The organism is Enterobacter sp. DVT3837 (assembly GCF_056238685.1).
The window spans coordinates 1098609-1113333 of record NZ_JBWDLA010000001.1; the positions used below are offsets into that span (position 1 = coordinate 1098609).

The 14725-nt window shown below is 54.1% G+C and carries 14 protein-coding genes and 1 pseudogene; 3 read left to right on the plus strand and 12 right to left on the minus strand.

The window, feature by feature from the left end; all coding sequences use genetic code 11:
• Positions 1-122: 122 nt before the first annotated feature.
• The 3 genes from tyrB to dnaB form a co-directional block, all read right to left on the minus strand.
• Entirely contained in the window at positions 123-1316 is a 1194-nt protein-coding gene (gene tyrB / locus AC0XWG_RS05375) for an aromatic amino acid transaminase (protein WP_028017931.1), read from the minus strand.
• A gap of 119 nt (positions 1317-1435) precedes the next feature.
• Positions 1436-2515, minus strand: coding sequence for an alanine racemase (gene alr, locus AC0XWG_RS05380; protein ID WP_475680438.1), 1080 nt, complete (start codon positions 2513-2515; stop codon positions 1436-1438).
• Between the two features lie 16 nt (positions 2516-2531).
• Positions 2532-3944 carry a replicative DNA helicase gene (gene dnaB, locus AC0XWG_RS05385; protein WP_025757838.1) on the minus strand — a complete coding sequence of 471 codons (1413 nt, stop codon included), beginning with the start codon at positions 3942-3944 and terminating at the stop codon, positions 2532-2534.
• A gap of 66 nt (positions 3945-4010) precedes the next feature.
• On the opposite strand from dnaB, the gene AC0XWG_RS05390 reads away from it, so the two are divergent.
• Positions 4011-4994 (plus strand): quinone oxidoreductase, encoded by a 984-nt coding sequence (locus AC0XWG_RS05390; protein ID WP_108089407.1) that lies wholly within the window; start codon positions 4011-4013, stop codon positions 4992-4994.
• Between the two features lie 184 nt (positions 4995-5178).
• Here the strand turns inward: AC0XWG_RS05390 and pspG are convergent, their stop codons facing one another.
• The 4 genes from pspG to AC0XWG_RS05410 form a co-directional block, all read right to left on the minus strand.
• Positions 5179-5421: an envelope stress response protein PspG gene (pspG, locus tag AC0XWG_RS05395; protein ID WP_028017934.1), complete on the minus strand. Its 243-nt coding sequence runs from the start codon at positions 5419-5421 to the stop codon at positions 5179-5181.
• 136 nt (positions 5422-5557) lie between these two features.
• On the minus strand, positions 5558-6553 hold the full coding sequence (gene dusA / locus AC0XWG_RS05400; RefSeq protein WP_028017935.1) for a tRNA dihydrouridine(20/20a) synthase DusA: 996 nt from the start codon (positions 6551-6553) through the stop codon (positions 5558-5560).
• Between the two features lie 81 nt (positions 6554-6634).
• Positions 6635-7882, minus strand: a complete 1248-nt coding sequence (locus AC0XWG_RS05405; protein WP_108089405.1) for a conjugal transfer protein TraF — start codon at positions 7880-7882, stop codon at positions 6635-6637.
• A 170-nt stretch (positions 7883-8052) separates the two neighbouring features.
• Positions 8053-8541 (minus strand): cupin domain-containing protein, encoded by a 489-nt coding sequence (locus tag AC0XWG_RS05410; protein ID WP_049007735.1) that lies wholly within the window; start codon positions 8539-8541, stop codon positions 8053-8055.
• Positions 8542-8656: 115 nt separating this feature from the next.
• Between AC0XWG_RS05410 and zur the strand changes: the two genes are divergently transcribed.
• Positions 8657-9169 carry a zinc uptake transcriptional repressor Zur gene (gene zur, locus AC0XWG_RS05415; protein WP_028017938.1) on the plus strand — a complete coding sequence of 171 codons (513 nt, stop codon included), beginning with the start codon at positions 8657-8659 and terminating at the stop codon, positions 9167-9169.
• Positions 9170-9235: 66 nt separating this feature from the next.
• On the opposite strand, the gene AC0XWG_RS05420 is transcribed toward zur, so the two are convergent.
• The 5 genes and pseudogenes from AC0XWG_RS05420 to AC0XWG_RS05440 form a co-directional block, all read right to left on the minus strand.
• On the minus strand, positions 9236-9445 hold the full coding sequence (locus AC0XWG_RS05420) for a CsbD family protein (protein WP_028017939.1): 210 nt from the start codon (positions 9443-9445) through the stop codon (positions 9236-9238).
• A 48-nt stretch (positions 9446-9493) separates the two neighbouring features.
• Positions 9494-9568 (minus strand): annotated as a pseudogene (locus AC0XWG_RS05425) (hypothetical protein); the annotation flags it as partial.
• A complete protein-coding gene (dinF, locus tag AC0XWG_RS05430; RefSeq protein ID WP_128348326.1) occupies positions 9565-10902 on the minus strand; it encodes an MATE family efflux transporter DinF in 1338 nt (445 codons plus the stop codon). The gene dinF and the pseudogene AC0XWG_RS05425, both read right to left, overlap by 4 nt.
• A gap of 63 nt (positions 10903-10965) precedes the next feature.
• On the minus strand, positions 10966-11574 hold the full coding sequence (gene lexA / locus AC0XWG_RS05435; RefSeq protein ID WP_025757830.1) for a transcriptional repressor LexA: 609 nt from the start codon (positions 11572-11574) through the stop codon (positions 10966-10968).
• Between the two features lie 108 nt (positions 11575-11682).
• Positions 11683-12051, minus strand: a complete 369-nt coding sequence (locus AC0XWG_RS05440; protein ID WP_028017941.1) for a diacylglycerol kinase — start codon at positions 12049-12051, stop codon at positions 11683-11685.
• Positions 12052-12205: 154 nt separating this feature from the next.
• Here AC0XWG_RS05440 and plsB point away from each other — a divergent pair, with 154 nt between their 5' ends.
• Positions 12206-14626 carry a glycerol-3-phosphate 1-O-acyltransferase PlsB gene (gene plsB / locus AC0XWG_RS05445; RefSeq protein WP_475680439.1) on the plus strand — a complete coding sequence of 807 codons (2421 nt, stop codon included), beginning with the start codon at positions 12206-12208 and terminating at the stop codon, positions 14624-14626.
• Positions 14627-14725: the final 99 nt, after the last annotated feature.

Genomic DNA, 14725 nt, shown 5'->3' on the forward strand with positions numbered 1-14725 from the left:
AAAAACTATCCGACCATAACCCCAGCGGGAAGCGAAGGAAAGGAGTTTTTGCTTATGGATCAGCGAAAAAGAAGAAAGATCACATTCTCTCTTCTGAAAGAACAGAGAATGTGATCACTTACTTACATTACAGCGGCAAAGGCCTGCGCCACGCGCTGAACATTGCTGGCATTCAGCCCCGCCACGCACATACGGCCGCTGGCAATCAGATAGACGCCGAACTCTTCGCGCAGACGATCGACCTGAGCGGCACTCAGGCCGGTATAGCTGAACATCCCGCGCTGCTTGAGCAGATAGTCGAAGTTATGGCCCGGCACGGCCTCTTTCAGGACGTTAACCAGCTCCTGACGCATCGCCAGAATGCGCGTACGCATTGATTCCACTTCAGCAAGCCAGGATGCTTTCAGTTGCGCATCACCAAGAACCGTGGCGACGACCTGCGCACCAAAGTTTGGCGGGCTGGAGTAAATGCGGCGCACCGTCGCCTTCAGCTGACCCAGCACGCGGCTGGCGGCTTCGGCATCTTCACACACCACGGACAGACCGCCGACGCGTTCGCCGTACAGAGAGAAGATTTTAGAGAAAGAGTTACTCACCAGCGCCGGCAGACCTGCGCTGGCAACGGCGCGAATGGCGTAAGCATCTTCTTCCATGCCTGCGCCAAAGCCCTGATAGGCAATGTCGAGGAACGGGATCAGATTACGCGCTTTCAGTACCTCAATTACTGCATCCCACTGGTCATTAGTGAGGTCCGCGCCGGTCGGGTTATGGCAACATGGATGCAGCAGCACAATACTGCGCTCCGGCAAGGTGTGCAGTTTTTCCAGTAATGCCTCTACACGCACACCGTTGGTTTCGCTGTCGAACCATGGATAAGTCGCGACCTTAAAACCTGCGCCTTCAAAGATAGCCACGTGGTTTTCCCACGTAGGATCACTGACCCACACCCCGGAATCCGGGAAGTATTTTTTCAGGAAGTCTGCGCCGACTTTTAGCGCACCCGATCCGCCAAGCGTCTGGATGGTGGCGACACGTTTTTGCGCGAGCACCGGATGATTGGCACCAAACAGCAGCGGCGCGATAGTGTTACGGTAAGTATTTAACCCTTCCATCGGCAGATAAAGCGATGCGCCATGTGGTACAGCGTTAAGGCGTGCTTCAGCTTCGGCAACGGCTTTTAATTGAGGAATAATGCCATCCTCGTTGTAATACAGACCGATGCTGAGGTTCACTTTGTCGCTGCGAGGATCTTCTTTGAAACGCTCCATTAAGGAGAGAATGGGGTCGCCGGCATAGGCGTCAACTTTCTGAAACACGCGATGATTCTCCGGAATTCGATGAGGCAGGGATTTCAACAATAAACCGGATATGGCAGAAGATCGAGGGGATGTTAATAAACGTGGAGTGAGAGTAACACTCTCACTCCAGCTATAAGTTAATCTATGTACTTCATCGCCACCCGCGACGTCAGGCGTGTAATAAGTTCGTAAGCACTCACTTTCGTGATTTCAGCAATGCGTTCAACGGGCAAGCCTTCACCCCACATCACCACTGCGTCACCCGCTTTCTCCTGCGCTTCCGGCCCCAGATCGACGCAAATCATGTCCATCGCCACGCGACCAACAATCTTCACTTCACGGCCATTGACCAACACTGGCGTACCCGACGGTGCGGCACGTGGATAGCCGTCACCATAACCCATCGCCACAACGCCCAACCGGGTATCACGCTCGCTGATCCAGGTTCCACCGTAGCCTACGGGTTCACCCGCTTTGTGCTCACGCACGGCAATCAGGTTAGACACCAATGACATCACCGGCTGGAAGCCAAAATCCGGTCCCCAGGGTTTGTTCTCCAGCGGCGATACGCCGTAAAGAATAATGCCCGGACGCGCCCAGTCGAAGTGGGATTGTGGCCACAGCAAAATACCGCCAGACGCGGCAATAGAGCGCATTCCCGGCTTACCTTCGCAGAAGGTATTAAAGATATCGAGCTGTTGTTCGGTCGCACCACATTCAGGCTCGTCGGCACGAGCAAAGTGACTGACGATGTTCACTGGCTGGCGCACATTTTTGCACTGGCATAAACGCTGATAAAACGCTTGTGCGTTTTCCGGACGGACGCCCAGTCGGTGCATGCCCGTATCGAGCTTCATCCACACGGTTACCGGCTCGCTTAACTCGGCGGTTTCCATCGCAGCCAGCTGTTCTTCGTTGTGAACGGCGGTGTGCAGGTGCTGATCGGCAATAGTAGGCAAATCAGTGGCTTCGAAAAAGCCTTCCAGCAGCAAAATGGGTTGTGTGATCCCACCCGCACGCAGTCGGATGGCTTCTTCAAGACGGGCGACGCCAAAGGCGTCGGCATCGGGGAGCGTTCGCGCGGTCTCAAGAAGACCGTGTCCGTAAGCGTTCGCTTTCACGACTGCAACGAGCTTACTGGCGGGAGCCAGTTCACGCAGACGTTGCAGGTTGTGTCGCAGAGCGCGGCGGTTAATGACTACTGTTGCCGCTTGCATTTGAATTCCTTAGAAATTACTCATCATCATATTGAGGACCGGCATAGTTGTCGAAACGCGACCACTGTCCGTTAAAGGTCAAACGTACCGTACCGATTGGGCCGTTACGTTGCTTACCTATAATAATTTCGGCGATCCCTTTCAGGTCGCTGTTCTCGTGATAAACCTCATCACGGTAAATAAACATGATTAAGTCAGCATCCTGCTCGATGGAGCCAGACTCACGCAGGTCGGAGTTGACCGGGCGTTTGTCGGCGCGTTGTTCCAGGGAGCGGTTAAGCTGTGAGAGTGCCACCACGGGCACGTGCAGCTCTTTGGCTAACGCCTTGAGTGAGCGGGAAATCTCTGCAATTTCCAGCGTACGGTTGTCGGAGAGCGACGGGACGCGCATCAGCTGAAGGTAGTCGATCATGATAAGGCCGATACCGCCGTGTTCACGGGCGATACGACGCGCACGGGAGCGGACTTCCGTCGGCGTCAGGCCGGAGGAGTCATCAATATAGATATTCCGTTTTTCCAGCAGAATGCCCATGGTGCCGGAGATCCGCGCCCAATCTTCGTCATCCAGCTGACCGGTACGAATGCGGGTCTGATCCACGCGCGAGAGTGACGCCAGGGAACGCATCATAATCTGCTCGGAGGGCATCTCAAGACTGAAAATCAGCACCGGCTTATCCTGCAACATCGCCGCATTTTCGACGAGGTTCATCGCAAATGTCGTTTTACCCATCGACGGACGCGCCGCGACGATAATCAGATCCGACGGCTGCAGGCCAGCGGTTTTCTTATTGAGATCGTCATAACCGGTGTTCACACCGGTCACACCGTCATGTGGCTGCTGGAACAGTTGTTCGATACGGGCGACGGTGGCGTCGAGCACATCAGCAATGTTTTTCGGGCCTTCATCTTTATTTGCGCGGCTTTCGGCGATTTTAAAGACCCGGGATTCAGCGAGATCGAGCAGATCTTCACTGGTGCGACCCTGCGGATCAAAACCAGCCTCGGCGATCTCATTCGCCACCGAGATCATCTCACGAACTACAGCACGTTCACGCACGATATCGGCGTATGCACTGATATTCGCCGCACTTGGCGTGTTTTTTGATAACTCTGCCAGGTAGGCAAACCCACCGACGCTGTCCAGTTGTCCCTGTCGCTCCAGCGATTCCGCAAGTGTGATCAGGTCAATCGGGCTACCCGACTCCTGCAGACGCGCCATTTCGGTAAAGATATGACGATGCGGTCGGGTGTAGAAATCCTCAGACACCACGCGCTCAGCGACGTCGTCCCAGCGTTCGTTATCCAGCATTAAACCGCCCAACACCGACTGTTCCGCTTCAATCGAGTGCGGCGGGACTTTTAAGCCTGCGACCTGGTAATCACGTTCGCGAGGTTCAGTCTGTTTGTTGAAGGGTTTGTTTCCTGCCATAGTGAATGGAGTTACCGAGATAAAGAGTGGGCCGAAAGATTACCATATTTTTCTTACGGAGGGAGCATGGCAACGCGCATTGAATTCCAGAAACACGGTGGGCCAGAAGTGCTGAAAGCGGTGGAATTTACCCCAGTAGCACCAGGCGAAAACGAAGTTCAGGTTGAAAACAAGGCCATAGGTATCAACTACATTGATACCTATATTCGCGGAGGCCTCTACCCGCCTCCATCACTGCCGAGTGGCCTGGGTACCGAAGCGGCAGGAGTGGTTATCAAAACTGGCCGCGCCGTTAAGCACCTTAAAGAGGGCGATCGCGTGGTGTACGCCCAATCTGCTCTGGGGGCATACAGTTCCGTCCACAACGTCCCGGCGGATAAAGCCGCCCTGCTGCCCAACGCCATCTCCTTTGAGCAAGCTGCAGCCTCATTTCTGAAAGGGCTTACGGTCTATTACCTGCTGCGTAAAACCTACGAAATTAAACCTGACGAGCAGTTCCTGTTCCATGCTGCTGCGGGTGGTGTGGGGCTGATCGCGTGTCAGTGGGCAAAAGCGCTGGGGGCGAAACTGATCGGTACCGTGGGCAACGCGCAAAAAGCGCAGCGCGCATTGCAGGCGGGAGCCTGGCAGGTAATTAACTATCGTGAAGAGAACATCGTCGAGCGGCTGAAAGAAATCACCAACGGCAAAAAAGTGCGGGTGGTGTATGACTCGGTGGGGAAAGACACCTGGGAAGCGTCTCTCGATTGCCTGCAGCGCCGCGGGCTAATGGTGAGTTTCGGGAATGCGTCAGGCGCTGTGACCGGGGTTAACCTTGGTATTCTGAACCAGAAAGGCTCACTGTATGTGACTCGCCCTTCGCTGCAAGGTTACATCACTAACCGGGAAGAGCTTGAGGAAGCCAGTAACGAGCTGTTCTCGCTGATCGCCAGTGGGGTGATTAAAGTGGATGTGACAGATGCACAGAAATATCCGCTTGCCGATGCACAGCGCGCGCATGAGGTACTTGAGAGCAGGGTGACGGAGGGTTCAAGTCTGTTAATTCCCTGAATCCAGAAAAGAAATTGGGCTTCCCTGAGGAAGCCATTTCTTTTTTTAGTTCGGCTGTATGTAGGGTACAGCTCGATGAATTCTTTAGCGGCAGTCATAGTGACAGATTCGATAAGTAAATCCTATTCTGTTCTAAGCAATGCCACCAGAAAAGTTACAAGTATGTGACGAACCCCTCAATACCTTAGTAACGAAAGCGGTTATTGCGCTGATAAGTGGACACTTTTGGCGTTTTAATCGCCCGTATCACCCACACCACCACAATAGCCAGCAGTAGCCACGGCAACAGCTTGATCGTCAGGGCAAATAATCCGCCGATAAACATCACCACCGTGGCGACAACGATAGCGGCCAGAATGCCGAGCAGCGAAACGCCTGTGGCTAATAGCATGACGAAAAAGCCAATCACAAAAAGTAGTTCCAGCATGTTTTTCTCCCACACGCTCCTGAGTAATGCAGTAACCATTACAAAAAGCATGCCAAAACTAACTCATTGTTCTTAAAGCAAAACGCCCCGCAAAGATTTGCAGGGCGTGGTGAATTTGACCATCTTTTAGCGAAATTTATCGCTTATCAGCCACCAGTCTCAGCGCATGTTCCAGCACCTCGATGTCGGCACCGGCTTTATGCGCGTTCTCGCTCAGGTAACGTCGCCACTGACGCGCTCCCGGAATACCCTGGAAAAGGCCAAGCATGTGGCGGGTGATATGGCCAAGATATGTGCCGTTGCTCAGCTCGCGTTCGATGTACGGATACATGGCACGAACCACCGCAACCGGATCGGTATCTGCGCCTTCTACACCGTAGATTTCGCGATCGACCGTCGCCAGAATGCCCGGGTTCTGATACGCCTCGCGCCCGACCATCACGCCATCCATATGTTCCAGATGCGCTTTGGCCTCTTCCAGCGACTTGATGCCACCGTTGATTGACATCGTCAGGTGCGGGAAGTCACGCTTCAGCTGATACACGCGCGGGTAGTCCAGCGGCGGGATCTCACGGTTCTCTTTCGGGCTGAGGCCAGAGAGCCAGGCTTTTCGCGCGTGGATGATAAACATCTCGCACTCACCCTTCCCGGATACCGTATTGATAAAGTCGCACAGGAATTCGTAGCTGTCCTGGTCGTCAATGCCGATACGGGTTTTGACCGTGACCGGAATGGAGACGACATCGCGCATCGCCTTAATGCAGTCCGCCACCAGCTGTGCGTTCCCCATCAGGCACGCGCCAAACATACCGTTTTGCACGCGGTCAGACGGGCAGCCAACGTTGAGGTTGATCTCGTCGTAGCCACGCGCTTCTGCAAGCTTCGCACACTGCGCCAGCGCGGCCGGATCGCTACCACCAAGCTGCAGGGCAACCGGGTGCTCCTCTTCGCTGTAAGCCAGATAGTCTCCTTTACCGTGAATAATCGCACCGGTGGTCACCATTTCGGTGTACAGCAGCGTATGGCGGGAGAGCTGACGCAGGAAGTAGCGGCAGTGTCTGTCCGTCCAGTCGAGCATTGGCGCAATGGAGAAACGGTGTGCAGGGAAAGCAGTCTGTAATTCTGACGACATGGCGAAGTTTTAAGCATCTGGTGAAAAGGGGCGCTACTATAGCACAAAGAAAAGCCGGAGGCGCAGCGCCTCCGGTGGACTTTAGAACGTCATGCTCAGTTGCGCCCCCGCGCCCCAGGTTTCGTCTTCACCATACAGACCCATCAGGTCGATATGAACCGTGTTAAGCGGTGCAAACCCCACACCTGCGGTAAAGACATTGCTGTCATTGTCTTTCACATCAGCACGATAACCTGCACGAACCGCCAGCCAGCTCAATGGCGTCACTTCCGCACCCACGCCAACATATTGGGAGTTCTCTTCGCTTTTAAAACCTTTGGTTTCGGTCAGGTCACCATCCGCCGTCAGCGTCAGGAGATCGGTATGCCAGGCCGCACCCGCCGTAACGACAGGGCTGATTTGGTAAGTATCGCGCACGCCATCCACCTCTTTGGTGTCGATATCACGCGAGAACAGGTTTTTACCGGTCAAACCCACCGTCCAGTTTTCACCGAAATCAGCAGCAAGACCGGCATCAACGTTAAACCCAGTATCGTCGTTGCGATAGCGACTGCTGTTGATATCGCCACTGTCAAAGTTGTAGATCGAAACCGTGTAGTTGTAGAGCCAGGTCTGTTGCAGCTTAGGAGTGATACCCACGGAAACAGGCACACCGCTGATATCAAACTGACGCGCCACTGCAACGCCATAGTCTGAAACGATTGCAGCACGACCAAAACCCTTTGATTTCAAATCATTCGGGTCAACCCCAAATACGGCCGCCGGAACGGCTTCCACCGCGCGCAATTTGTCGATATCACCCTGATCGATGTAAGAACTCACGCGAGCACGCGCATTGGCTTTGGCCACGAAAGCCACTGAGAGCACGTCATTAGGAATACTTACAGCGATCCCACCTCCCGCTTTACCGCTGGCGGTTTTCCCTTTCAGTGAATCCAGTTGATCGGCAAGGTCGCCTGCAGCGGCAGAGACCTGCCGCGATGCAGCACTGGAAGGATTAAGGAGATCGATAAGATTGATATTATCCAGGGTACTGCGATAGGCGCTGACATCATCGCTGATGTCATCAATCTTATCGCGCAGGTTGTCTTTGTCTGAAATTTGCGCACCGATAGATGGCAGGATCACCGTGATACCATCGTCAGGTTTCGCCTTTGCAAGCAACGCCGGGTTGATTAACACCCCGCTGCCATAGCTCCCAGCCGCGACCCCCGTCCCCCCCATCGCATCGCTACGTGCTTCTGTCCAGGTATTGGCTGCTCCGGCCTGATTTGCCATAAACAAGGAGACGGCGATGCTAACCACCGAAAATTTAAAATGTTTTTTCACAGTATGCTCGTCTTATAGTCTGTTATGAAATAACCCCTGTCTGTTATCACCCAAACAGGTACGAACTATTGCTGTGAATAAGTACAAAAAGACCCGCTATTTCCTTAAGTTAAATTCTAACCAGACCTGTTGTAATTTGTGACGGCCCTCAATATTTATAGAAGAGGAAATTATTTTTTCCCAGGTTTTCCATCATGCGGCCCAAAAAACTGGGGCGGGTGATCGACCCAGCGATCTTCTCGCGTGGCGGCATACACTGGGTTGAGCGGATAGTAGATGCGGTTGTGCTTCTTGTTGGCTTCGCCAACTACCAGGAGTCGAACCTCTTCGTCCGTGTTGTTGATAAAGGTGTGGCAGACGCCGGTTCCGGCGGGAAACCCTACGCTATCGCCGGGTTCAAGTTTCCACAAATAGCCATTAATCCAGGCTTCAGGATAGCCTTCAAGCACGTAAATGAACTCTTCTTCGTCGCTTTCCGCATGAGGATAGGATGTCCGACGTCCGGGGGGTAAACGCTCATGATGGATACCAATACGCCCCAGCCCGAGCTTGCGAGCCAGCGGCGCACCGATGGAAAAACGCTCGTCGCTGTCGGGATAGGTTGAGTTATCAGCGCCTTCCACGTCGCGCCAGTGTCGAATACAGTCAGGTCTTTTCATTGTTCGTTTCCCGGTTTGCAATGCGTCAGGTATAGCACAGACAGGCGGATCTCGGTGTTTTTACCAGAACATGATAAAGTGAGGGTTTTCCGTCCTATAACATCCGGGGTGCTAAATGGATAAGTCCACAAAAGAGCTGTTAGCGCAGGCCGAAAAGCTCTGCGCGCAACGCAATGTGCGCCTGACTCCGCAGCGCCTTGAGGTATTACGCCTGATGAGCCTGCAACAGGGAGCCATCAGCGCGTACGATCTGCTCGACCTGCTCCGCGAAAGCGAGCCGCAGGCCAAACCGCCTACGGTGTATCGCGCGCTCGATTTTCTGCTGGAACAAGGGTTCGTGCATAAGGTTGAATCCACAAACAGCTATGTGCTGTGCCACCTGTTTGACCAGCCAACCCATACATCAGCCATGTTTATCTGCGACCGCTGCGGCGTGGTAAAAGAAGAAGGGGCTGAAGGTGTTGAAGACATTATGCATACGCTGGCGGCCAAAATGGGCTTTGCCTTGCGTCATAATGTTATTGAAGCACATGGGCTGTGTTCTGCCTGTGTCGAGGTGGAATCATGCAGCCATCACGATAAGTGCCAGCACGACCACACAATCGTTGTGAAGAAAAAACCTCGCTAGCAATGAAAAAGGCGGCTCATGGCCGCCCTCAGGGTGTACTTCCTTGTACTTTCGGGTATAACCCGGTTACCAGCGGTAGTCGTTGCGTTTTTCCCAGTCGCCGACTTCCTTTTCCGCCTGGTCTTTTGCGTAGCCGTAGCGTTCCTGGATTTTACCGACAAGCTGATCGCGTTTACCTTCAATGACGGTCATATCGTCATCTGTCAGCTTCCCCCACTGCTCTTTCGCTTTACCTTTGAACTGCTTCCAGTTGCCGCTGATTTCGTCTTTATTCATCATCGTGTCCTCTTGTTAAGCGTCGGGTCGTAACGTCCGTTACGTTCTTTTCTGCTGGACGTGATAATAATTGTAGTTAAGGATTCTGCAGCTATTTTGATATTCGGAATCTTTAACCGTCACGATATATCGTGATGGGAAGGAAACCAGGTATTATTTCGCCAGTGACGGCGCCAGATAAAGGCCAGAGACAGGCCCCGCAACGAGAGGAAAACGGCCAACGCCAGCCACAAACCGTGATTGCCAAGCCAGGGAAGCGTCAGCAGCGTCAGACCAAACCCTGCTGCTGCCACCGCCATACTGTTACGCATTTCGGCTCCGCGCGTAGCCCCAATGAACATGCCGTCCAGCAGATAACACCAGACACCGACCACCGGTAAGATCACCTGCCAGATGAGATAGTGGCTCGCCAGTTCACGCAGTGTGGGAAGTGAGGTGAGTAATGCAATGATCTGCTCGCCAAAAACGGCATAAACCAGCGCAAATGCCAGTGCCACCAGCCCTGACTGACGACAGGCTGCCCGCCAGACATCCTGAAGCTGCCCGCTTTCGCGCGCACCGTACGCCTGCCCGGAATGTGCTTCCACAGCATAGGCAAAACCGTCCAGCGCGTAGGCGGTAAAGGTCAGTAGCGTCATCAATACGGCATTGACCGCGACGATGTCTGGCCCCAGCCGAGCCCCGAAAACCGTCAGCGCGCCAAAACAGAGCTGAAGGAGAAGTGAGCGCAGCATGATGTCGCGGTTGAGTGCCAGCAGCTTACGGATATTGCCGCGCCATGCGGTTTTGAGTAGCGCAAGAGAGATCCCGCGCATCGCCAGCACGCGCCAGACCATCCACAGACCGATGATAAAAGTCCCGTATTCGGCAATTGCCGTCGCCAGTGCAGCCCCCTGCACGTTCATATGCAGACCCATTACCAGCCAGACATCAAGCACAATGTTGAGAAGGTTTCCCACCACCAGCAAAATGACGGGCGCGCGGGCATACTGCACGCCCAGTAACCACCCCAGCAGAACCAGGTTAGCCAGTGATGCCGGCGCACTGAGCCAGCGAATTTCCAGGAAACGTCTCGCCTGCTCCAGCACTGCCTCGTTACCGCCAACGATGTGAAGCGCGAGGTCAATCAGGGGCGAGCGCAATACAACGATTAATACTCCCGCACCAAGCGCAAGAATGAGCGGCTGCACCAGCGCGCGGGCCAGACGCAGAGGATCTCTGGCACCATACGCCTGTGCCGTGAGCCCGGTAGTACTCATGCGCAAAAAGAGCAGCAGCATAAACAGGAAGCTGGTTGCCGTCGCGCCAATCGCCACGCCGCCAAGATAAACAGGTGAATCCAGATGACCAATAACAGCAGTATCGACCAGACCCAGCAAGGGCACGGTAATATTGGAGAAAATCATCGGCAGTGCAAGACGCCACAATGCCTTATCTGATGCCGTCAGCAGTGACATGAAAAATACCGGGAGAGGTAAAGGAAGCAGGCTACAGCAACGCCGTAGCCTGTCAGGAAGAGATTACAGCCATTCGCCGTTGCGAATCACCCCTACTGCCAGCCCTTCGATAGAGAAGTTCTGTTCGCGAAGATCCACCACAATCGGGGAGAATTCGCTGTTTTCAGGCAGCAGCTGTACGGTATTACCCTGTTTTTTCAGACGCTTAACGGTCACTTCGTCATCAATACGCGCGACCACAACCTGGCCGTTTCGCACATCCTGCGTTTTGTGAACCGCAAGCAGATCACCGTCAAGAATACCGATGTCTTTCATCGACATGCCGCTTACGCGCAGCAGGAAATCAGCGCTCGGTTTAAACATCCCCGGATCGACCTGGTAGTGGCCTTCAATATGCTGCTGTGCCAGTAAAGGCTCACCGGCAGCAACACGCCCCACCAGCGGAATGCCCGTCTCTTCTTCCACCAGCAGGCGGATACCGCGTGACGCGCCCGAAACAATCTCAATCACGCCCTTACGCGCCAGCGCTTTCAGGTGTTCTTCGGCAGCATTCGGAGAACGGAAGCCCAGACGCTGAGCGATTTCCGCACGCGTGGGTGGCATACCCGTCTGGCCGATATGATCCCGGATGAGATCAAACACCTCTTGCTGCCTGGTCGTTAACGCTTTCATTCCGCCCCCTGGGTGTATATACAGTTATGCTGTGAGTATATACAGTCAAAGGCGATTTTGGAACCAAAAACTGCACAAAAAACCAGGGACTTAATTATTCCTCGAGGCTCATCGGAAATGTGACCAAAGCAGCGTGACCCATGTAATGACCGCAGTAATAATCGCCAGCAACACGGCAGCGGAACCCATGTCTTTTGCCCGGCCAGAGAGCTCGTGGAAATCTGAACCAATCCGGTCAACAACGGCCTCAATAGCGCTATTGAGAATTTCCACTATCATCACCAACAGTACGGAGCCGATCAGAAGAACGCGTGTTATTGCATCAATATCAAGGAAGCAGGCGATAATCACCGCGATGATAGCGGCGACGCCCTCCTGGCGAAAGGCGGCTTCATTGATCCACGCGGCACGGAAACCTTTCCAGGAATAGCCGGCGGCTTTGATGATTCGGGTTAACCCAGTGGTATTATTGGCCATTAAAAGAACCTTTTATTGGAAATAGCGTCAGTAACTATAGTGGCAGCGCGTTTCGCTGCCGCCTGAAGTATGACGGGTAACAACAGAAATTTTGCGCGCTTTCTGTTATCCTTGCGCCGCAATTGCATTATTAACCAGAGGCTTTACATCGTTTATGTCCGGCTGGCCACGAATTTACTACAAATTACTTAATTTACCATTAAGCATCCTGGTAAAAAGCAAGTCTATCCCAGCAGAACCCGCGCTGGAATTGGGGCTCGATACGTCGCGCCCCATTATGTACGTTTTGCCTTATAACTCGAAGGCAGACTTACTGACGCTTCGCGCCCAGTGCCTGGCGCATGACTTACCTGACCCGCTTGAACCGCTAGAAGTTGACGGTACTCTGCTGCCGCGCTACGTGTTCATTCACGGTGGACCGCGCGTGTTTACCTATTACACGCCAAAAGAAGAGTCCATCAAGCTGTTCCATGACTATCTCGACCTGCACCGCAGCAATCCTGATCTGGATGTGCAGATGGTGCCAGTATCGGTGATGTTTGGTCGTCGCCCGGGTCGTGAAAAAGGTGAAGAGAATCCACCGCTGCGCATGCTTAACGGCATCCAGAAGTTCTTCGCAGTCTCCTGGCTGGGACGCGACAGCTTTGTGCGTTTCTCCCCTTCCGTTTCGCTGCGTCGAATGGCGGACGAGCATGGCACCGACAAGATCATCGCGCAAAAACTGGCGCGCGTAGCGCGAATGCACTTCGCCCGTCAGCGCCTCGCTGCCGTTGGGCCGCGTCTCCCGGCGCGTCAGGATCTGTTCAACAAGCTGTTGGCCTCCAAAGCGATTGCCCGTGCCGTCGAAGACGAAGCGCGCAGCAAGAAGATTTCACATGAGAAAGCCCAGCAGAACGCCATTGCACTGATGGAAGAGATTGCAGCGAACTTCTCTTACGAGATGATTCGTCTGTCCGATCGCATTCTCAGCTTTACCTGGAACCGTCTCTATCAGGGCATCAACGTCCATAACGCCGAGCGTGTACGCCAACTGGCGCATGATGGCCATGAAATTGTCTATGTCCCCTGCCACCGCAGCCACATGGACTACCTGCTTCTCTCCTATGTGCTTTATCACCAGGGGCTGGTACCGCCGCATATCGCGGCCGGTATTAACCTGAATTTCTGGCCAGCTGGCCCGATTTTCCGTCGACTGGGCGCCTTCTTTATTCGCCGTACCTTCAAGGGCAATAAGCTCTACTCCACGGTGTTCCGCGAGTATCTGGGTGAGTTGTTCAGCCGCGGATATTCCGTTGAGTACTTTGTGGAAGGTGGTCGCTCCCGTACCGGCCGTCTGCTCGATCCGAAGACCGGCACGCTGTCCATGACCATTCAGGCCATGCTGCGCGGAGGAACTCGTCCAATCACGCTGGTGCCAATCTACATCGGCTATGAGCATGTGATGGAGGTGGGGACTTACGCTAAAGAGCTGCGTGGCGCGACTAAAGAGAAAGAGAGCCTGCCGCAAATGCTGCGCGGCTTGAGCAAGCTGCGCAATCTCGGTCAGGGCTACGTGAACTTCGGCGAGCCGATGCCGCTGATGACGTACCTGAACCATCACGTTCCGGAGTGGCGCGAGTCCATCGATCCTATCGAAGCGGTGCGTCCGGCCTGGCTGACGCCAACGGTCAACGGCATCGCGTATGAGCTGATGGTGCGTATTAACAACGCCGGTGCGGCTAACGCCATGAACCTGTGTTGCACGGCGCTTCTGGCGTCTCGCCAGCGCTCACTGACTCGCGAACAGCTGACAGAGCAGCTCGATTGTTATCTCGATATGATGCGCAACGTCCCGTACTCGGTTGACTCGACGGTACCTTCTGCGAGCGCCAGTGAGCTTATCGATCACGCGTTGCAGATGAACAAGTTCGAAGTCGAAAAGGACACGATCGGCGACATCATCATTCTGCCGCGCGAGCAGGCCGTACTGATGACGTACTATCGCAACAATATCGCCCATATGCTGATGCTGCCGTCACTCATGGCAGCAATCATCACCCAGCATCGTCGTATTTCACGCCAGGAGCTATTGCGTCACGTTGACACGCTCTACCCGATGCTGAAAGCGGAGCTGTTCCTGCGCTGGAGCAAGGATGAACTGGCTGGCGAGCTGGATAAACTGACGGAAGAACTGCGTCGTCAGGGGCTGATCACTGTTGTGAACGACGAGCTGCATATCAATCCGTCACGTTCCCGTACCCTGCAACTGCTGGCGGCCGGTGCGCGTGAAACGCTGCAGCGTTATGCCATTACATTCTGGTTGCTCAGTGCGAACCCGTCTATCAACCGTGGAACGCTGGAGAAAGAGAGCCGGACGCTGGCACAGCGCCTGTCCGTTCTGCACGGTATTAACGCTCCTGAATTCTTCGACAAAGCGGTCTTCAGTTCACTGGTTCTGACGCTGCGTGATGAAGGCTTTATCAGTGATACGGGCGATGCCGAACCGGAAGAGACGCTGAAGGTCTACCAGATGCTGGCTGAACTGATTACGTCTGATGTGCGTCTGACGATTGAGAGTTCAACGCAGGGCGAGTGATAATAAAAAGCCGGGCGGAGTTTTCACTCTTCCCGGCCTGTCATTCGCAGAATGATTAAGGCCCGGTAAGCGCTAACGCTACCGGGCCTTATTTTTAGC